This is a genomic window from Micromonospora sp. HB375 (assembly GCF_017872985.1).
Taxonomy (GTDB): domain Bacteria; phylum Actinomycetota; class Actinomycetes; order Mycobacteriales; family Micromonosporaceae; genus Micromonospora; species Micromonospora chalcea.
In genome coordinates this window covers 4,662,166-4,684,749 of record NZ_JAGGJO010000001.1, presented here as the reverse complement: position 1 = coordinate 4,684,749, position 22,584 = coordinate 4,662,166, and the positions used below count along the sequence as shown (strand labels likewise).

General features: G+C 75.7%; 1 protein-coding gene. It reads left to right on the top strand.

All coding sequences use genetic code 11. From position 1 onward, the window contains the following. The first annotated feature begins 14 nt into the window (after positions 1-14). Complete coding sequence (locus J3R08_RS20625) at positions 15-22,583, top strand: type I polyketide synthase (RefSeq protein ID WP_209962523.1); 22,569 nt, start codon at positions 15-17, stop codon at positions 22,581-22,583. Position 22,584: the final 1 nt, after the last annotated feature.

Below are 22,584 nucleotides of genomic sequence, written 5' to 3'. Positions count from 1 at the left end.
TGGGCGGGTGGGTCATGGCGGACGAAGACAAGCTCCTCGAACACCTGAAGTGGGTGACCTCCGAGCTCCGCCTGGCGCGTCGGCGCCTGACCGAGCTGGAGGACGAGGACGCCGAGCCGATCGCGATCGTCGGCATGGCCTGCCGTTTCCCCGGTGGCGTCGCCTCACCTGAAGACCTCTGGGACGTCGTCGCCGGCGGGGTGGACGCCACCGGCGCGTTCCCCGACGACCGGGGCTGGGACCTCGACCGGCTCTACGACCCCGACCCCGACCACCCCGGCACCACGTACAGCAACCGGGGTGGCTTCCTGCGCGACGCGGGTCTGTTCGACCCGACCCTGTTCGGGATCTCGCCGCGCGAGGCGCTGGCCATGGACCCGCAGCAGCGCCTCCTGCTCGAGGTGACCTGGGAGGTCTTCGAGCGGGCCGGCATCGACGCCGCGTCGGTGCGGGGCAGCCGTACCGGGGTGTTCGTCGGCACCGCGGGGCAGGACTACACGTCCGTGCTGCGGCAACTGCCCGAGGGCACGGAGGGCTACGTCCTCACCGGCACCGCCGCGAGCGTCATGTCCGGCCGGCTGGCGTACTCCTTCGGGCTGGAGGGGCCGGCCGTCACCATCGACACCGCCTGCTCCTCGTCGCTGGTCGCCCTGCACCTCGCCGGTCAGGCCCTGCGCGACGGTGAGTGCTCCCTCGCCGTGGCCGGCGGCGTCACAGTGCTGGCCACGCCGGGCGCCTTCGTCGAGTTCTCCCGCCAGCGGGGGCTCGCCTCCGACGGGCGGTGCAAGGCGTTCTCCGCCGACGCCGACGGGACCGGCTGGTCCGAGGGCGTCGCCATGTTGCTCGTCGAGAAGCTCTCCGACGCCCGGCGCAACGGGCACCCCGTCCTGGCGGTGATCCGGGGCAGCGCCGTCAACCAGGACGGCGCCAGCAGCGGGCTGACCGCCCCCAACGGCCCCGCGCAGCAGCGGGTGATCCGGCAGGCGCTGGAGAACGCCCGGCTCAGTCCGTCCGACGTGGACGCCGTCGAGGCGCACGGCACGGGCACCCGGCTCGGCGACCCGATCGAGGCGCAGGCGCTGCTGGCCACGTACGGGCAGGGCCGCCCCGCCGACCGCCCGCTGTGGCTGGGCTCGCTGAAGTCGAACATCGGCCACCCGCAGGCCGCGGCCGGCGCCGGCGGCGTCATCAAGATGGTGATGGCGATGCGGCACGGCGTGCTGCCGCCCACCCTGCACGTGGACCGGCCCTCACCGCACGTCGACTGGTCGACCGGCGCCGTGGCCCTGCTCGACGAGGCGCGCCCGTGGGCCGGCGGCGAGCACGTCCGCAGGGCGGGCGTGTCGTCCTTCGGCATGAGCGGCACGAACGCCCACCTGATCCTGGAGCAGTCGCCGACCCCCGACCCGGCCGGCGACCGCGCCACCCCGTCCCGCCGTCCCGCCGTCGTGCCCATGCTGCTCTCCGCCGCGCAGCCGGCCGCGCTCGCCGCGCAGGCGGACCGGCTGGCCCGTTGGCTCAGCGACGACGAGAAGCCGCGCCCGCTCGATGTCGCCTGGTCGTCGGTGGTGTCCCGCTCGACGCTCGACCGGCGTGCGGTGGTGCTCGCCGGGGACCGTGCGGGCCTGCTGACGGGCCTGGAGTCCCTGGCGGCGGGCGCGCCGTCGGGCACCGTGGTCACGGGCCAGGCCGGGGACCGCGGTCCGCTGGCGGTGCTCTTCTCCGGCCAGGGCGCGCAGCGCACCGGCATGGGCCGCGAGCTGTACGCCGAGTTCCCCGTCTTCGCCGCCGCCCTCGACGAGGCGTGCGGGCATCTCGACCGGGTGCTGCCGCGCCCGCTCAAGGAGGTGCTGTTCGCGCCGGAGGGCTCCGCCGAGGCGGAGCTGCTGGACCAGACCGCGTTCACCCAGGCCGGGCTCTTCGCCGTCGAGGTGGCGCTGTTCCGCCTCGTGGAGTCGTTCGGCGTGGTGCCGGACTTCGTGGGCGGGCACTCGATCGGTGAGATCGCCGCCGCGCACGTGGCCGGGGTGCTGTCCCTCCAGGACGCCTGCCTGCTGGTGGCGGCGCGGGGCCGGCTCATGCAGTCGCTGCCCGACGGCGGCGGCATGCTCGCCGTGGCCGCCGACGAGGCGGCCGTGACGGAGTCGATCGCCGGGCTGACCGACCGGGTCGGCGTCGCGGCCGTCAACGGCCCGACCTCCGTCGTGGTCTCCGGCGCCGTCGACGCCCTCGACGAGGTGGACCGCGTCTGGCGCGACCGGGGTGTGCGAACCCGCCGGTTGGCCGTCAGTCACGCGTTCCACAGCCCGCTGATGGAGCCGGTGCTGGAGCGCTTCCGCGGCATCGTCGAGCGGCTGGACCTCGCCGCCCCCACGCTGCCGATCGTGTCGAACCTGACCGGTGCGCTCGCCGACGCCGACGAGATCCGCACCGCCGACTACTGGGTACGGCACGTCCGCGAGGCGGTCCGCTACGCCGACGGGCTCGCCGCGCTGCGCGCCGCCGGGGTCGACACCTTCCTGGAGGTCGGCCCGCAGAGCGTACTGACCGCGATGACGCCCGACGTGCTGCCCGACGACGACGTGCTCGCCGTCGCAGCCCAGCGCCGGGACCGGCCCGAGGCGCAGGCGCTGCTGCACGCCCTCGCCGAGCTGCACGTGCACGGGTTGCCGGTGTCCTGGCGGGAGTGGTTCGCCGACACCGGCGCCGCCCGGGTCGACCTGCCCACGTACGCCTTCCAGCGGGAGCGGTTCTGGCCCGAGGTGCTGCCGTGGCGGGTCGGCGACGTGTCGGGCGCCGGCCTCGGCGTCGCGGGGCACCCGCTGCTCGGCGCGGCGGTGCGGCTCGCCGGCGACGACGAGGTGGTGCTGACCGGCCGGCTGTCGACGTCGACGCACCCGTGGCTGGCCGACCACGTGGTCGGCGGCAACGTGGTGGTGCCGGGCACCGCCCTGGTGGAGCTGGCGGTGCGCGCCGGCGACGAGGTGGGCGCGTCGCGGGTACGGGAGCTGACCGTGGCGGCGCCGCTGGTGCTGCCCGACTCCGGGGCGGTACGCGTGCAGGTGCGCGTCGGCGCTGCCGACGACGCCGCCGTCCGGACGGTGTCCGTGTACTCCCAGCCCGAGGAGGACGACGACACCGACTGGGTGCGGCACGCCGACGGCCTGCTCGAACCGGTGTCGGCCGACGAGCCGGGGCTCGGCGAGTGGCCGCCGGCGGGCGCGACCGAGGTGGACCTGACCGGCTGGTATCCGGCGCTGGCCGAGCACGGCCTGTCGTACGGGCCGGTGTTCCAGGGCGTACGGCGGGCCTGGACGGCCGACGGTGGGGCGTACGCCGAGGTGACGCTGCCGGACGGGGCGGCCGGCGAGGCGGGCGCGTTCGGGGTGCACCCGGCGCTGCTGGACGCCGCGCTGCACCCGGTGGCGCTGCTGCTCGAGGCCGAGGCCACGGGCGGGCCGCGCGTGCCGTTCGCGTTCGAGGGCGTGCAGGTGCACGCCTCGGGCGCCCGGACGCTGCGGGTGCGGCTGACCCGGGACGGCTCCGGGGTGCGGCTGGTCGCCTGCGACGGCTCGGGCGCGCCGGTGGTCTCGGTGGACTCGCTGGTGCTGCGGGAGATGACCGCGACGGCGACCCGGGGCGGTGCCGCCCGGTCGCTGTACGAGGTGACCTGGCAGGCCGAGCAGATCGAGAGCGTCGACGACCTTCCGGGGTGGGCAATGCTGGGCCGGCCGGCACCGGACGCGCTGCCGGAGGTGCCGGTCTTCGCGGACGTGGCGACCCTGGCGGCGGACGGGGCCACGGCCCGGCAGGTGCTGCTGACGGTGCCCGCCGGCGATCCCGGCGTCCCCGTGCCGGAGGCCGTGCGGGCGGCCACCAGCGGTGTGCTGGACGTGCTGCGGTCCTGGCTCGCCGCCGAGCCGCTGGCCGACACGAAGCTCGTGGTGGTGACCCGGGGCGCGGTGGCCAGCGGGGACGACGACCAGGTCACCGACCTCGCCGCCGCCGCCGTCTGGGGCCTGCTGCGCTCGGCGCAGTCGGAGCACCCGGGGCGGATCGTCGTCGCCGACGTCGAGGGCGAACTGACCCCCGCGACCCTCGCCGTGCTGGCCGGGGCCGCCGTCGACCCGTCGGTCTCCGGCGGCCAGCTCGCGGTGCGCGGCGAGCGCACCCTCGTGCCGAGGCTGGCGCGGCCGGTGGGCGACGAACTGACCCCGCCGCCCGGCCCGTGGCACCTCGCCCCCGTCACCGGCGGCACCCTGGACGGGATCGCGCCGGTGCCGGCCACGCCCGCGGAGCTGGGCGAGGATCAGGTGCGCATCGCGGTGCGCGCGGCCGGCGTGAACTTCCGCGACGTGCTGATCGGCCTGGGCATGTACCCGGATCCGGCGGCCGTGATGGGCAGCGAGGGCGCGGGCGTCGTGGTCGAGGTCGGCCCCGGCGTGACCGACCTGGCCCCCGGCGACCGGGTGATGGGCATGTTCGAACTCGGGTTCAGCCCGCAGGCCGTCGCCCATCGCCGGCGCATCGCCAAGATGCCCGCCGGCTGGTCCTTCACCCAGGCGGCGTCCGTCCCCCTGGTCTTCCTGACGGCCTACTACGCGCTGCGGGACCTCGCCGGGCTGCGGTCCGGCGAGTCGGTGCTGATCCACAACGGCGCCGGTGGCGTCGGCATGGCCGCCATCCAGCTCGCCCACCACCTCGGCGCCACCGTCCACGCGACGGCGAGCCCCGGCAAGTGGGGTGTGCTGCGGGGCCTCGGGGTTGCCGGGGAGCGGATCGCGTCGTCGCGGACCACCGAGTTCGAGCAGACCTTCGGCGCGGCCACCGGCGGTGCCGGGGTGGACGTGGTGCTCGACGCGTTGGCCGGTGAGTTCGTGGACGCGTCGCTGCGGCTGCTGCCGCGCGGTGGCCGGTTCGTGGAGATGGGCAAGGCCGACGTACGCGACCCGGAGGCGGTCGCCGCCGACCACCCGGGCGTGGCGTACCGCGCGTTCGACCTGAACGAGGCGGGCAGCACCCGCATCGGCGAGATGCTCACCGAGATCCTCGACCTCTTCGCGTGGGGCGCGCTGCGTCCGCTGCCCGTACGGGTGTGGGACGTGCGTCAGGCCCGGCAGGCGCTGCGGCACGTCAGCCAGGCCCGCCACGTCGGCAAGGTGGTGCTGCGCATCCCCGCGCCCGCCGACCCCGACGGCACCGTGCTGCTCACCGGCGCGGCCGGAACCCTGGCCGGCGTACTCGCGCGGCACCTCGTCGCCACCGGGCAGGCCCGCCGCCTGCTGCTGGCCTCCCGCCGCGCACCCGGCCGGGACGACGCGTACGCCACCCTGGTCCGGGAACTGACCGACGCGGGCGCCGACGTCACCGCCGCGGCCGTCGACGTCAGCGACCCCGCGCAGGTCACCGAGCTGGTCGCCGGGATCGACCCGGCGTACCCGCTGACGGCCGTGGTGCACACCGCCGGGGTGATCGCCGACGCGACCATCGGTTCGCTGGACGAGTCCGCCTTGCGTACGGTGCTGGCACCGAAGGTGGACGCCGGGTGGGCGTTGCACGAGGCGACCGCGCACCTGGACCTGTCGGCGTTCGTGCTGTTCTCGTCGGTGGCGGCCACTCTCGGTTCGCCGGGGCAGGGCAACTACGCGGCGGCGAACGCGTTCCTCGACGCCCTCGCGCAGCACCGCCGGCAGCAGGGGCTGCCCGCCACCAGCCTCGCCTGGGGCATGTGGGCCACCGACAGCACGATGACCGCCCACCTCGACGGCGACGACCAGCAGCGGCTGCGGCGCGTCGGGATGAGCCGGCTCTCCCCGGCCGAGGGCGTCGAACTCTTCGACGCCGCCCTGCCGGCGGCCCGGCCGGTGCTCGTCGCGGCCCGCCTCCACGTCACCGGCGAGGCGAGCGGCGTACCGCCGCTGATGCGGCACCTGCTGCGCGGCGGCGGCCGGCGCCGCACCGCCACCGATCGGCCGAGTGCCGGGGCGTCGTGGCGGGAGCGGCTCGACGGCCTGTCCGAGGCGGACGCCCGGCAGGCGCTCGTCGACCTGGTCTGCGGCCAGGCCGCCACGGTGCTGGGGCACGCCTCGGCACAGGCGGTCCCCGCCGCCCGCGCCTTCAAGGACCTGGGCTTCGACTCGCTGACCTCGGTGGAACTGCGCAACCGCCTCGGTGCGGCCACCGGGCTGCGGCTGACCGCCACGCTGGCCTTCGACCATCCCACCCCGGCCCGGCTGGCCGAGCACCTGTTCGCGCAGCTCGGCCCGGCCACGGGAGCCGGCGCCACCGTCCGTACGGTCGTCACCGCCGACGCCGACGAGCCGATCGCCATCATCGGCATGGCCTGCCGCTACCCCGGCGGCGTCGCCACCCCCGAGCAGCTGTGGCAGCTCGTCACCTCCGGTGCCGACGCCATCGGCGAGTTCCCGGCGGACCGCGGCTGGGACCTCGACCGGCTGTACGGCACGGACGGCGACCAGGCCGGCGGCACCGTCACCCACCAGGGCGGCTTCCTCTACGACGCGGCCGACTTCGACGCCGGCTTCTTCAACATCAGCCCCCGTGAGGCCCTCGCCATGGACCCGCAGCAGCGGCTGCTGCTGGAGACCGCGTGGGAGAGCTTCGAGTACGCCCGCATCGACCCCGCCACCCTCAGCGGCACCGCCACCGGCGTCTTCGTCGGCGCCGCCTCATCCGGCTACGCCACCAGCGGACGCGACGACCTGGACGGCCTCGAGGGGCACCTGCTGACCGGCACGGCGGGCAGCGTCGCCTCCGGGCGGGTCGCCTACATGTTCGGCCTCGAAGGCCCGGCGGTCACCGTCGACACCGCCTGCTCCTCGTCGCTGGTGGCGCTGCACCTCGCCGCCCAGGCGCTGCGCGGCGGCGAGTGCGACATGGCCCTGGCCGGCGGGGTGGCGCTGATGGCTCAGCCCGGCATGTTCTCCGAGTTCTCCCGGCAGGGCGGCCTCGCCCCGGACGGGCGGTGCAAGGCGTTCGCCGCCGGCGCGGACGGCACCGGCTGGTCCGAGGGCGTCGGCATGCTGCTCGTGGAGCGCCTCTCCGACGCCCGGCGCAACGGGCACCGGGTGCTCGCCGTGCTGCGCGGCTCCGCCGTGAACCAGGACGGCGCGTCCAACGGGCTGACCGCGCCGAACGGCCCGTCGCAGCAGCGGGTCATCCGCCAGGCCCTGGAGAACGCGCGGCTCGCCCCGGCCGACGTGGACGCGGTCGAGGCGCACGGCACCGGCACCGTCCTCGGCGACCCGATCGAGGCGCAGGCGGTGCTGGCCACCTACGGCCAGGACCGTGCCGCCGGCGAGCCGCTCTGGCTCGGCTCGATCAAGTCGAACATCGGCCACTCCCAGGCGGCGGCCGGGGTGGCCGGCGTGATCAAGATGGTGCTGGCGATGCGGCACGGCGTGCTGCCGCCGACCCTGCACGTGGACGAGCCCTCGCCCCACGTCGACTGGAGTGCCGGGGCCGTCGCCCTGCTCACCGAGGCCCGGCCGTGGCCCGCCGTCGACCGGCCCCGCCGGGCCGCCGTGTCGTCGTTCGGCATCAGCGGCACCAACGCGCACACCGTCATCGAGCAGGCACCCGGCGAGCCGGCCCCGACGCCCGTGCCGGCGGGGCACGTTCCCGGCCTGGTCGGGCCCGCCGCCGTACCCCTGCCGGTCTCCGGCAGAAGCCCCCGCGCGCTCCGGGCACAGGCTGCCCGCCTCGGCGAACGGCTCGCCGGCGACGCCGACCTCGACCCGCGGGACCTCGGCTTCTCCCTGGCCACCCAGCGGGCGCACCACCCGTACCGCGCGGTCGTCGTGGCCACCGGCCGGGACGACGCGCTCGCCCGGCTGGCCGCCCTCGCCGACGGCGACACCTCCCCGGCGGGCGTGGACGCCGCGTCGAAGGTCGTCTTCGTCTTCCCCGGCCAGGGCTCCCAGTGGACTTCGATGGCGCTGGACCTGATGGAGACCTCGCCGGTCTTCCGGCAGCGGATGGACGAGTGCGCCGAGGAGCTGTCCCGGCTGGTCGACTGGAACCTGGGGGACGTGCTGCGGCAGGCGCCCGGCGCGCCGCCCCTGGACCGGGTGGACGTGGTCCAGCCCGCGCTCTTCTCCGTCATGGTGTCCCTCGCGCATCTCTGGCGCGCGTGCGGCGTCGAACCGGCCGCCGTCATCGGGCATTCGCAGGGGGAACTCGCCGCGGCCTGCGTCGCCGGCGCGTTGACCCTCGCCGAAGCCGCGCGGCTCGTCGTGGCGCGCAGCCACGGCCTGCTGTCGATCGCGGGTCGCGGCGGCATGGTCTCCGTGCCGCTCCCGGCCGCCGACACCGAGCGGCTCATCGCGCCGTGGCGGGGCAGCCTCTCCGTCGCCGCCCTCAACGGCGCCGCCGTGACAGTGGTCGCCGGCGACTCGGCGTCGGTCGCCGAACTGCTCGCGCACTGTGCCGAGCGCGACGTCCGCGCCCGGCAGATCGCCGTCGACTTCGCGGCGCACAGCGGCCACGTCGACCCGATCCGCGACGAGGTGATCGCCCGGTTCGGCACCGTGGACCCCCGCTCCAGCACCGTGCCCTTCCACTCCACAGTCACCGGCGAGCCGATCGACACCGCCGGGCTCGACGCCGACTACTGGTACCGCAACCTGCGGGAGCCGGTCCGGCTCGCGCCGGTCGTGGACCAGCTGATCGAGCGGGGCTTCCGGACGTTCGTCGAGGTCAGCCCGCACCCCGTACTCAAGATCGCCGTGCAGGACGCGCTCGACCGGAAGGCCGACGGCGGCGTGGTGGTGGGCTCGCTGCGCCGCGACGGGCACGGGCCGCGTCAGCTACTGGCCAACCTCGGCGAGCTGCACGTCGCCGGCGTGCCCGTCGACTGGTCGCGCGTCTTCGCCGGCTCCGGCGCCACCCCTGTCGACCTGCCCACGTACGCCTTCCAGCGGGACCGGTTCTGGCCGGTGCTCGACCGCTCCGCCACCGGCGACGTGTCGGGCGCGGGGCTGGGCGCGGCCGGGCACGGGCTGCTCGGCGCGGCGGTGCGCCTCGCCGGCGACGACGAGGTCGTGCTGACCGGCCGGCTGTCGGCGTCCACGCACCCGTGGCTCGCCGACCACGTGGTCGGCGGCGCCGTGGTGCTGCCGGGCACGGCCCTCGTCGAGCTCGCGGTGCGCGCCGGCGACGAGGTCGGCGCCTCCCGGGTGCGGGAACTGACCGTCGCCGCGCCGCTGGTGCTGCCGAACCCGGGCGCGATCCGCGTGCAGGTGCGCGTCGGCGCCGCCGACGGCTCCGGAACCCGGAGCGTGGCGGTGCACTCGCAGCCCGACGGCGACCCCGAGGGCCCCTGGACGCGGCACGCCGACGGTCTGCTGGAGCAGGCCACCGACGAGCCGGCGCTGGGCTCCTGGCCGCCGGCCGGAGGCACCGAGGTGGACCTCGCCGGCTGGTACCCGGCGCTCGCGGAGCGCGGCCTGGCCTACGGACCGGCGTTCCGGGGCCTGCGGCGGCTGTGGACCGCCGGCGACGAGGCGTACGCCGAGGTGACCCTGCCGGACGAGGCGGCCGGCGACGCCGGCGGCTTCGCCGTGCACCCGGCGCTGCTGGACGCCGCCCTGCACCCCGTCGGGCTGCTGCTGGCCGAGCGCTCCGGCGGACCGCGCGTGCCGTTCGCGTTCGAGGGCGTGCAGGTGCACGCCTCCGGCGCCCGGACGCTGCGGGTTCGGCTGACCCGTGTGGGCTCGCGCGTGCGGCTGGTGGCCGGGGACGAGTCCGGCGTGCCCGTGGTGTCGGTCGAGTCGCTCGCCCTGCGGGAGATGACCGACGCCACCGGTGCGGAGGCCGCGGAGCGGTCGATGTTCGAGGTGACGTGGCAGGCCGAGACGGTCACCCCGGTGCGGGACGTCTCCGGCTGGATGCTGCTCGGCGACGGACCCGCCCCGGCGGACCTCGTCACGCCGGTGTTCCCGACCGTCGGCGAGCTGACCGCGGCGGTCTCGGCCGGTACGGTCGAGGCGCCCCGCGCGCTCGTGGTCCCCGTGCCCGCCGGCACCCCGGACGGCGACCTGCCCGACGAAGTCTGTACGGCCACCGCCCGCGTCCTGGCCGTGCTGCACTCCTGGCTGGACAGTGAGGCGCTGGCCGACACCACGCTCGTCGTGCTGACCCGGGCGGCGGTGGCCGCCACCCCGGCGGACGCGGTGCGGGACCTGCCCGGCGCTGCGGTCTGGGGTCTGCTGCGCTCGGCGCAGTCCGAGCACCCGGGGCGGATCGTCCTCGCCGACGTCGACGGGGACCTCACCCCGGCCACCCTCGCCGTGCTCGCCGCCGTCGCCGAGAACCCCTCGCCGACCGGCGGCCAGGTGGCCGTACGCGGCAACGAGGTGCGCACGCCCCGCCTGGGCCGGCCCGCCGGCCAGGCCGCCGACGAACTCGTCCCGCCGGACGGACTGTGGCGGGTCGGGGCGGTCAGCCCCGGCACCCTCGACGGCGTCGGCATGGTGCCCGCCGCCTCCGCCGCCCTGGACACGGGCCAGGTGCGCATCGCGGTGCGCGCGGCCGGCGTGAACTTCCGCGACGTGCTGATCGGCCTGGGCATGTACCCGGATCCGGCGGCCGTGATGGGCAGCGAGGGCGCGGGCGTCGTGGTCGAGGTCGGCCCCGGCGTGACCGACCTGGCCCCCGGCGACCGCGTGCTCGGCATGTTCGAGCCGGCCTTCGCCCCCGAGGTGATCGCCACCCGCGACCTCGTGGCGAAGATCCCCGCCGGCTGGTCGTTCGCGCAGGCCGCCTCCGTGCCGGTGGTGTTCCTGACCGCGTACTACGCGCTGCGGGACCTCGCCGGGCTGCGGTCCGGCGAGTCGGTGCTGATCCACAACGGCGCCGGTGGCGTCGGCATGGCCGCCATCCAGCTCGCCCGGCACTGGGGCGCGACGGTCCACGCCACCGCCAGCCCCGGCAAGTGGGGCGTGCTGCGGGAACTCGGGGTGGCCGAGGAGCGGATCGCGTCGTCGCGGACCACCGAGTTCGAGCAGACCTTCGGCGCGGCCACCGGCGGGGCCGGCGTCGACGTGGTGCTCGACGCCCTCGCCGGTGAGTTCGTGGACGCGTCGCTGCGGCTGCTGCCGCGCGGTGGCCGGTTCGTGGAGATGGGCAAGGCCGACGTACGCGACGCCGAAACCGTCGCCGCCGACCACCCGGGCGTCACCTACCGCGCGTTCGACCTCAACGAGGCCGGGCACCGGCGCATCGGGGAGATGCTCACCGAGCTGCTCGACCTGTTCGCACGCGGCGCGCTGCGCCCGCTGCCGCTACGGGCGTGGGACGTGCGCCAGGCCCGGCAGGCGCTGCGCCACATCAGCCAGGCCCGGCACATCGGCAAGGTCGTCCTGCGGGTGCCCGCCCCCGCCGACCCGGACGGCACCGTGCTCGTCACCGGCGCCGGCGGCGCCCTCGCCGGCGTGTTCGCCCGGCACCTCGTCGCCACCGGCCAGGCCCGGCACCTGCTGCTGGCCTCCCGCCGTGGCCCCGAGCACTACCGGGAGCTGGTCGACGAGCTGACCCGCGCGGGCGCCCGGGTCACCGCCGGCACCGCCGACGTGACCGACCCCGCGCAGGTGACCCGGCTGCTGGAACTGGTGGACCCGGCGCACCCGCTGACCGCCGTGGTGCACACCGCCGGGGTGATCGCCGACGCGACCATCGGTTCGCTGGACGAGTCCGCCCTGCGTACGGTGCTGGCGCCGAAGGTGGACGCCGGGTGGGCGTTGCACGAGGCGACCGCGCACCTGGACCTGTCGGCGTTCGTGCTGTTCTCGTCGGTGGCGGCCACTCTCGGTTCGCCGGGGCAGGGCAACTACGCGGCGGCGAACGCGTTCCTCGACGCCCTCGCCCGGCACCGGCGTGAGCAGGGGCTGCCCGCCACCAGCCTCGCCTGGGGGCTGTGGGCGACCAGCAGCGCCATGACCGCCCACCTGGGCGGCAACGAGCACCGCAAGGCGATCCGCGCCACCAGCGCCCCGTTGACCGACCGGCAGGGCGTGGCGCTGTACGAGCTGGCGCGACAACGCGGCGCGGCGCACCTCGTCCTCATGAACCTGCCGCCGGCGTCGCGGGCGACCGGCCAGAACGTGCCCAGCCTGCTGCGGGACGTGGTCCGTGCGGGAGGCCCGGCCCGGCGCGCGGTGGGTCGCGGCCTCGCGGACACCGCCTCCGTACGCGACCGGCTGGCGACGCTCGGCCCGGCGGAGCGGCGCTCCCACCTGCTCGACCTGGTGGCCGCCGGCGTGGCGGCAGTGCTCGGGCACCGCTCGGCGGAGACCGTCGACGCCCAGCGAGCCTTCAAGGAGCTGGGCTTCGACTCGCTCACCTCGGTGGAGCTGCGCAACCGGCTCTCCGCCGCCACCGGCCTGCGGCTGCCCGCCACCGTGGCGTTCGACTACCCGACCCCGGTGGTGCTCGCCGAGTTCCTGGACCGGGAGCTCGGCGGCGCGGCAGTCGTGGACCGGCCCGCCGCGGTCGGCACCGCCGCCGCCCTCGACGAACCGATCGCCATCATCGGCATGGCCTGCCGGTTCCCCGGCGACGTGCAGACCCCCGAGCAGCTCTGGGACGTGGTCACCGCCGGCACCGACGTCATCTCGCCCTTCCCCACCGACCGGGGCTGGAACCTCGACGACCTGCGCGCCGGCGGCCAGGACCCGGACGCCGTACCACGGCAGGGTGGCTTCCTCCACGACGCCGCCCAGTTCGACGCCGCCTTCTTCGGGATCTCGCCCCGCGAGGCCCTGGCGATGGACCCACAGCAGCGGCTGCTGCTGGAGACCTCCTGGGAGGCCTTCGAGCGGGCCGGGATCGACCCCCACTCGGCGCGGGGCAGCAGCACCGGCGTCTACGTCGGCCTGATCTACCACGACTACGCCTCCCAGGCCGCCGGCGGCACCGACGAACTGGACGGCCACGTCGGCAACGGCAGCGCCGGCAGCGTCGCCTCCGGCCGCATCTCGTACCTGTTCGGCCTGGAGGGCCCTGCCGTCACCGTCGACACCGCCTGCTCGTCGTCGCTGGTGGCGCTGCACCTGGCCACCCAGGCGCTGCGGCAGGACGAGTGCCGCCTCGCCCTCGCCGGCGGGGTGAGCGTCATGTCCACCCCCGGCATGCTCACCGAGTTCTCCCGGCAGCGCGGCCTGTCGCCCGACGGGCGGTGCAAGGCGTTCGGCGCCGGCGCCGACGGCACCGGTTTCGCCGAGGGCGTCGGCATGCTCCTGCTGGAGCGCCTCTCCGACGCGCAGCGCAACGGTCACCGCGTGCTCGCCGTCGTGCGTGGCAGCGCCGTCAACCAGGACGGCGCCAGCAGCGGTCTGACCGCGCCGAACGGCCCCGCCCAGCAGCGGGTGATCCGGCAGGCGCTCGCCAACGCCCGGCTCGCCACCACCGATGTGGACGCCGTCGAAGCGCACGGCACCGGCACCGCCCTCGGCGACCCGATCGAGGCGCAGGCGCTGCTGGCCACGTACGGTCAGGGCCGACCGCAGGACCGTCCGCTGTGGCTGGGGTCGGTCAAGTCGAACATCGGCCACGCCCAGGCGGCGGCCGGCGTCGCCGGTGTGATCAAGATGGTGCTGGCGATGCGGCACGGCGTGCTGCCGCCGACCCTGCACGCCGAGAAGCCGTCCCCGCACATCGACTGGACGGCCGGGTCGGTCGCGCTGCTCACCGAGGCCCGGCCGTGGCCCGCCGTCGACCGGCCCCGCCGCGCGGCGGTGTCGTCGTTCGGCATCAGCGGCACCAACGCGCACACCATCGTCGAGCAGGCCCCCGAGCCCGCCCCGGCGCAGGCCGCCCCCGCCACGGGCGTCCCGGGCGACCTCGTCGCCTGCGTCCTGTCGGCCCGCGACGCCGCCGCCCTGCACGAGCAGGCGCGCCGGCTGCGGACCCTGGTCGACGGCGAGCCGGACCTGACCATCGCCGACGTGGGCCGGGCCCTCGCCACCGCCCGCAGCGCCTTCGAGCACCGCGCCGTGCTGCTGCCCGCCGACCGCGCCGGGCTGCTCGCCGCCCTCGGTGCGCTGGCCGACGACGAGCCCTCGGCCGCCGTCGTGCGGGGGATCGCCCGCAGCGGCCGCACCGCCTTCCTCTTCTCCGGCCAGGGCGCGCAGCGCCCCGGCATGGGTCGCGGGTTGTACGAGGCGTTCCCGGTGTTCGCTGCCGCGTTGGACGAGGTGTGCGGTCACCTGGATCCGTTGTTGCCGCGTCCGTTGCGGGAGGTGCTGTTCGCGTCGGAGGGCACGCCCGGGGCGGAGCTGCTGGATCAGACGGTGTTCACCCAGGCGGGCCTGTTCGCCGTCGAGGTGGCCCTGTTCCGGCTGATCGAGTCGTTCGGTGTGGTGCCGGACCTGGTGGCCGGGCACTCCATCGGCGAGATCGCGGCGGCGCACGTGGCGGGCGTGCTCTCCCTGGCTGACGCGTGCGCGCTGGTCGCGGCGCGGGGCAGGCTCATGCAGGCCCTGCCGGCGGGCGGCGGCATGCTCGCCGTGGCCGCCGACGAGGCCGCGGTGGCCGAGTCGATCGTCCCGTTCGCCGACCGGGTCGGCGTCGCCGCCGTGAACGGCCCCACCGCCGTGGTGGTCTCCGGCGCCGCCGAGGCCCTCGACGAGGTGGAGCGGGCCTGGAAGGACCGGGGTATGCGTACGCGCCGGCTCACCGTCAGCCACGCGTTCCACAGCCCGCTCATGGAGCCGATGCTGACCGAGTTCCGGCAGACGCTCGACGGACTGACGTTCCACTGGCCCGTCCTGCCGATCGTGTCGAACCTGACCGGGCAGGTCGCCGACCCCGACGAGATCGGCACCCCCGACTACTGGGTCCGCCACGTACGCGAGACCGTCCGCTTCGCCGACGGGGTCGCGAGCCTGCGCGAGCGCAACGTCCGTACCTTCCTCGAACTGGGCCCCGACGCGGTGCTCGCCGGCATGGTGGGCGCCTGCCTGCCGGACGACGACGCGGCGGCGGTCGTGGCGACCCTGCGCCCCGGCCGACCGGAGCCGGCGTCGCTGGTCCACGCGCTTGCGGAGCTGTACGCGCACGGCACGCCGATCACCTGGACCGCCCTCCTGCCGGCCGGAACCCGCCCGGTCGACCTTCCGACGTACCCGTTCCAGCGGCAGCGCTTCTGGCCGGCCGTGGGCCGGCTGCGCGCCGGCGACGTCAGCGGCGCCGGCCTCGGCGTGGCCGAGCACGGTCTGCTCGGCGCGGCCGTGGACCTGGCCGGCGACGACGAGATCGTGCTGACCGGCCGGATCTCCCCGACCACCCACCCCTGGCTGGCCGACCACGTCGTCTCCGGCGTGCCGCTGGTCCCGGGCACGGCCCTCGTGGAGCTTGCCGTCCGCGCCGGCGACGAGGCGGACCTGCCGCGGCTGCGTGACCTGACGGTGCTCGTGCCGCTGGTGCTCCCCGAGTCCGGCGCCGTACGGATCCAGGTGCGGGTGTCCGCGTCGGATTCGCCGCAGCGCCCCGTCGCCGTCTACTCCCGCCCCGACGACGACCCCGAGGCGGGCTGGACCCGGCACGCGGAGGGCGTGCTGGAACCGGCCACGGCCGACGAACCGCAGCCGACCGCCTGGCCGCCCGCCGGCGCCACCGAGGTGGACCTGACCGGCTGGTACCCGGCGCTCCTCGAACACGGCCTGTCGTACGGGCCGGCGTTCCAGGGGCTGCGCCGGGTGTGGACCGGCGAGGACGACGTCTTCGCCGAGGTGGTCCTGCCGGACGACGCGGCGGCGGAGGCGGCTCGCTTCGGCGTGCACCCGGCGCTGCTGGACGCCGCCCTGCACCCGATCGGGCTGCTGCCCGGCGCCGAGGAGACGGGCGGGCCGCGCGTGCCCTTCGCCTTCGAGGGCGTACAGGTGCACGCCTCCGGCGCGAGGCTGCTGCGGGTGCGGTTGACCCGCAACGGCTCCGCGGTGCGGCTGACCGCCCGCGACGAGGCGGGCGCGCCGGTGGTGTCGGTGGACTCCCTCGTCCTGCGGGAGCTGACCGGGGTGGCCGCCCCGAACGCGGCGTCGCGCTCCCTGTTCGAGGTGGCCTGGCAGGCCGAGGAGGCCGACCCGGTCGACGACGCGTCGGGCTGGGCGGTGCTGGGCGGGCCGGCCCTGCCGGGCGTCCCCGGTGGCCCCTCCGCCGAGACGATCCGGCAGCTGCGCGCCGCCATCGACGCCGGCATCGCCCCGCCGCGCCTGCTGCTCTTCACGCCGGCCGCGTCGCCCGCCGACGACGGCGACCCGGCGGAGGCCGTACGCACTGTCACCGCCGACGTGCTGGGCCTGGTGCAGGAGTGGCTGGCCGTCGACGCGCTGGCCGACTCGAAGCTCGTGGTGGTGACCCGGGGCGCGCTGGCCGTCCGCGACGGGGACCGGGTGAGCGACCTGGCCGCCGCGGCCGTGTGGGGCCTGCTGCGCTCCGCGCAGTCCGAGCACCCCGGTCGCATCGTCCTGGCCGACGTCGACGACGCGATCAACCCCGGCACGCTGGGCGTCCTGGCCCGCTTCGCCGCGGACCCGGCCGGCGGTCAGGTCGCGGTGCGTGCGGGCGCGGTGTTCGTGCCGCGTCTGGTGCGTGCGGTCGCTGCGGTGTCGGTGGAGACGCCGGTTGTGGGTGACGGTGCGGTGCTGGTGACCGGTGGTACGGGTGCGCTCGGGGCGTTGGTGGCGGAGCATCTGGTGTCGGCGCATGGTGTGCGGTCGCTGGTGCTGGTGTCGCGTCGTGGTCCGACGGCTGCGGGTGCGGGTGCGTTGTCGGAGCGGTTGTCGGCGCTGGGTGCGTCGGTGCGGGTCGTTGCCTGCGACGTGACCGACCGGGAGCAGGTCGGCGCACTGGTGGCGGAGGTCGTTGCCGGGGGTCGGCTGGCGGGTGTGGTGCATACCGCTGGTGTCCTGGATGACGGGGTGATCGAGCGGGTCACCGAGGAGCGTCTGGCAAGGGTGTTGGCGCCGAAGGTGTCGGCGGGTTGGTGGTTGCACGAGGCGACGGCGGGTCTTGGTCTCGACTTGTTCGTGGTGTTCTCGTCGGTGGCGGGTGTGCTGGGTTCGCCGGGTCAGTCGGCGTACGCGGCGGGTAACGCGTTCCTGGACGGGTTGGCGGTGTGGCGGCGGCAGCTCGGGTTGCCGGCGGTCAGCCTGGCGTGGGGGATGTGGGACACCGCAGGCATGGCCGCGTCGATCGGCGGCAACGACCGGGCCCGTACGGCACGCGCCGGACTCCGACCGATGAACGCCCGCACCGGCCTGGAACTCTTCGACGCCGCCGTGGGGGCACAGCGGGCGGCGCTGGTGCCGGCCGCGATCGACGTACCCGCGCTGCGGGCGGCAGCAGCCGGCGAGGTCGTACCGCCGATGCTGCGCAACCTGGTCGACGTGGCGACGACCCGCCGCCGTGCCGGCCAGGGCGCCCCCGGCGGCTGGGCCGACCGCCTCACCGGCCTCAGCGCAGAGGACGGCCTCGCGCAGGTCGACCAGCTGATCCGGGGCCTGGTCGCGCAGGTCCTCGGGCACGGCGGCGCCGAGGCGGTGCCGGCCGACCGGGCGTTCAAGGACCTGGGCTTCGACTCGCTGACCGCCGTCGAGCTGCGCAACCGGGTGAACGGCGCGACCGGCCTGCGCCTCACCTCGACCCTGGTGTTCGACCACCCGTCCCCGCAGGTCCTGGCGGCCCACGTGTACGCGGAACTCGCCGGCACCCGGCCCGGCGCCGTCACGACCGACGAGGCGGCGACCGGCGACGCCGACGAGGCGATCGCGATCGTCGGCATGGCCTGCCGCTACCCCGGCGGGGTGGAGTCTCCCGACGAGCTGTGGAAGCTGGTCAGCACCGGTGGGGAGGGCATCGGGGAGTTCCCGGCCGACCGGGGCTGGGACCTGGAGTCGCTGTACGACCCGGACCCCGACCACGCCGGCACCTCGTACACCCGCCACGGCGGCTTCCTGTACGGCGCGGCGGAGTTCGACCCCGGCTTCTTCGGTGTCTCGCCGCGCGAGGCCCTCGCCATGGACCCGCAGCACCGGCTGCTGCTGGAGGCGTCCTGGGAGACGTTCGAGTCGGCGGGCCTGGACCCGTCCGGCCTGCGGGGCAGCCGGACCGGTGTCTTCGCGGGCGTCATCTACCACGACTACTCGACGCGCCTGATGGAGACGCCCGAGGTCGAGGGCTACATCGGCACCGGCAACTCGGGCAGCGTGCTGTCCGGTCGGGTCGCGTACACCTTCGGCCTCGAAGGCCCGGCGGTCACTGTCGACACGGCGTGCTCGTCGTCGCTGGTCGCGCTGCACCTCGCGGTGCAGGCGTTGCGGTCGGGTGAGTGTGATCTGGCGCTCGCCGGTGGTGTGACGGTGATGGCCACGCCCGGCACGTTCGTGGAGTTCTCGCGGCAGCGTGGCCTGTCGGCCGACGGCCGGTGTAGGTCGTTCGCGGCGTCGGCCGACGGCACGGGCTGGTCCGAGGGTGTGGGTGTGCTGCTGGTGCAACGGCTCTCCGACGCGCAGCGGGAGGGCCGGCGGATCCTGGCGGTGGTGCGGGGCAGCGCCGTGAACCAGGACGGTGCGTCGAACGGCTTGACGGCGCCCAACGGCCCGTCGCAGCAGCGGGTGATCCGGCAGGCGCTGGCGAACGCCCGGCTCACCACCGCCGATGTGGACGTGGTGGAGGCGCACGGTACGGGTACGACGCTGGGTGACCCGATCGAGGCGCAGGCGTTGTTGGCGACGTACGGGCAGGAGCGTCCGCAGGATCGGCCGCTGCTGCTCGGGTCGGTGAAGTCGAACATCGGGCATGCGCAGGCGGCTGCGGGTGTGGCTGGTGTGATCAAGATGGTGTTGGCGATGCGGCACGGCGTCGTCCCGGCGACGCTGCATGTGGATGAGGCGTCCCCGCACGTCGATTGGACGGCCGGGGCGGTCGCTCTGGCGACCGAGGCGGTGCCGTGGCCGCGGGTGGGTCGGCCGCGTCGGGCGGGGGTGTCGTCGTTCGGGATTTCCGGCACGAATGCGCACGTGATCATCGAGCAGCCGCCCGCCGAGGTGGTTGAGGGGGAGGTCGTCGTCCGCGAGGTGCCGGTGGTGCCGGTGCTGCTGTCGGCCCGCGACGCCGCGGCACTCGCCGGCCAGGCGGGCCGGTGGGCGCGGTGGCTCGCCGTGGACGAGGCCCCACGCGGCGTGGATGTGGCCTGGTCGTCGGTGGCGTCGCGGTCGGCGTTGGAGCACCGGGCGGTGGTGTCCGGGGCGAGCCGGGACGAGCTGCTGGCGGGTCTCGCGGCAGTGGCGGCCGGCGAGCCGTCGGGGGCCGTCGTGACCGGTTCTGCCGCCGCGCGCGGCCAGTTGGCGCTGTTGTTCTCGGGTCAGGGTGCGCAGCGTGCGGGGATGGGTCGGGAGTTGTCGGCCCTGTTCCCGGTGTTCGCCGTCGCGTTGGACGAGGTGTGTGGGCACCTGGATCCGTTGTTGCCGCGTCCGTTGCGGGAGGTGCTGTTCGCGTCGTCGGGGTCCGCCGAGGCGGAGTTGCTGGATCAGACGGTGTTCACGCAGGCGGGGTTGTTCGCGGTCGAGGTGGCGTTGTTCCGTCTGGTGGAGTCGTTCGGGATCGTTCCCGATGTGGTGGCTGGTCATTCGATCGGTGAGGTGACGGCGGCGCATGTCGCGGGCGTGTTGTCCCTGGCGGATGCGTGTCAGTTGGTGGCGGCGCGGGGCCGGTTGATGCAGGCGCTGCCGACCGGTGGCGGGATGCTGGCCGTGGCGGCCGACGAGGCTGCGGTGGCGGAGTCTCTCGCGGGGCTGACCGGCAGGGTTGGTATCGCGGCGGTTAACGGGCCTGCCGCTGTGGTGGTGTCGGGTGCCGTTGACGCGTTGGATGAGGTGGAGCGGGTTTGGCGGGGTCGGGGGGTGCGTACCCGTCGGCTCGCGGTGAGCCATGCGTTCCACAGTCCGTTGATGGAGCCGATGCTCGCCGATTTCCGGGCCGTTCTCGACGGGTTGGAGTTCGCCGCGCCGTTGTTGCCGGTCGTGTCGAACGTGACCGGGGCCCTGGCCGGCGACGAGATCCGTACGCCGGAGTATTGGGTGCGGCACGTGCGCGAGGCGGTGCGCTACGCCGACGGGATCGCCGCTTTGCGGGCTGCTGGTGTGGACACGTTCCTGGAGGTCGGGCCGCAGAGCGTCCTGACCGCGATGACCGGCGACGTGCTGCCTGATGACGAGGCCGTGCTGGCGGTGGCTGTGCAGCGCCGTGACCGTTCGGAGGCGCAGGCGTTGCTGCACGCCCTGGCCGAGTTGCACGTGCACGGGATGCCGGTGACCTGGGCACAGTGGTTCGCCGAGACCGGCGCGCGGCGGGTGGACCTGCCCACGTACGCCTTCCAGCGGGAGCGGTACTGGCCCGAGCCGGCGAACCGGCCGCGGCAGACGGCGACCGACGGCGGCGACGCCGACTTCTGGAAGGCCGTCGAACGCGGCGACCTGAGCGCCCTCGCCGCCCAGTTCGGCGACGACGGCGCCGCCCTGGACGCCCTCACCCCGGCGCTGCCGGTCCTGTCGACCTGGCACCGGGCGCGCACGCGGCGGGCCGTCCTGGACGCATGGTCGTACCGCGTCGGATGGAAGCGCGCCGACATCACCGCCGGCCCGGCGCGGCCCGGCTCGTGGCTGCTCGTGACGGCGCAGGACGACCTGGCGGACGGCACCCGGGCGGAGGCGGTCACCAAGGCCCTCGCCGAGGTCGGCGCCGACGTGGTCCGGCTCACCGTCGACCCGGCCGGCACCGACCGGGCGGGCCTCGCCCGGCGGCTGGGCGACGCGCTGGCCGACGGTCCCTTCACCGGCGTGCTCTCCCTGCTCGGCCTCCGCGACCAGCCGCACCCCGCCCACCCGGCCGTGCCGGTCGGGACGGCCGCCACGCTGCTGCTGCTCCAGGCGCTGCACGACACCGGGGCGACGACCCGGCTGTGGTGCCTGACGCAGGGCGCGGTCAGCACCGGCGACGGGGACACCGTGCACGCCGCCGTCCAGAGCGGGCTCTGGGGCCTGGGGCTCGTGGCGGGCCTGGAACACCCCCACCTGTGGGGCGGGCTGGTGGATCTGCCCGAGCAGGCCGACGCGACGGCCTGGGACCGGCTGGCGCGGGTGGTGACCGGCGCCGGCGACGAGGACCAGCTTGCCGTACGCCCCTCCGGGGTGTTCGTCCGTCGCCTGGTCCGCTCGGCGCCCGCCGCCCCCGACACGGCGCAGCGGTGGCGGCCGTCCGGCACCGTGCTCGTCACCGGCGGCACGGGCGCGCTGGGCGCGCACGTGGCCCGCTGGGCGGCGGCCAACGGGGCGGAGCACGTCGTGCTGACCAGCCGCCGCGGCGGGGACGCCCCGGGGGCCGTGGAGCTGCGCGAGGAGCTGATCGCCCAGAGCGTACGAGCGTCGGTCGTCGCTTGCGACGTCGCCGATCGCGACCAGGTGGCGGAGCTGCTTGCCCGCCTCGACGAGGATCCGGCGCCGCTGACGGCCGTGGTGCACGCGGCGGGCGCCGGCGAGTCCGGGCTGATCGCCGACACCGACCTGGCCGCGTTCGCGGGCGTGCTCGACGGCAAGGTGGCCGGCGCGCTGCACCTGGACGCCCTGCTCGGCGACCGGCCGCTGGACGCGTTCGTGCTCTTCTCCTCCATCGCCGGGGTGTGGGGCAGCGGCGGGCAGTCCGCGTACGCCGCCGGCAACGCCTTCCTGGACGCGCTCGCCGAGCAGCGGCGCGGCCGGGGCCTGGCGGCGACGTCCGTGGCCTGGGGACCGTGGGCCGACGGCGGCATGGCCACCGGCGAAGCCCAGCAGATGCTGGCCCGGCGCGGCCTGACCGCCATGGCGCCGGCCGACGCCGTGCACGCCATGCGGTACGCCGCCGGCCTGCCCAGGGCGGCGCTGACCGTGGTGGACGTCGACTGGGCGGTCTTCGCCCCGGCGTACGCCTCGGCCCGCCCCCGGCCGCTGCTCGACGACATCGCCGAGGCCCGGGAGGCGCTGCACGCCCACGCCGTGGAGCAGCAGCCCGGCGGCGCCGCCGACGCCCTGCGGGAGCACCTGCTCACCCTGCCCCGCCCCGAGCGGGTCCGGCACCTGGTCGACCTGGTCCGCACCCACGCCTCGGCCGTGCTCGGCCACGCGGGAACGGACCGGGTCAAGCCGCAGCGGGCGTTCAAGGAGCTCGGATTCGACTCGCTGACGGCGGTCGAGCTGCGCAACCGACTGACCGGCGTCACCGGCCTGTCGCTGCCCGCGACCCTCGTCTTCGACTACCCGAACCCGGCCGTGCTCGCCGAGAACCTGCTCGACGGTCTGCTGCCCGAGGCGGCGCAGGCGGACGACGGCGACCCGGCGGAGGCGGCCGTCCGGCAGACGCTCGCGGCGATCCCGCTGGCCCGCCTCCGTGAGGCCGGGCTGCTGGACCTGCTGCTCAACCTCGCCGACACCGACGGCGACGACGGTGACGAGTCCACCGACGAGGACCTGGACCTCGACGACCTCGACACCGACGCCCTCGTCAGGCTGGCGCTTGACGGAACCGATTCCTGAC

Bases quoted from the DNA above. Each gene is read 5' to 3' on its own strand.
- J3R08_RS20625 (WP_209962523.1), top strand. From the start codon at position 15: ATGGCGGACGAAGACAAGCTCCTCGAACACCTGAAGTGGGTGACCTCC.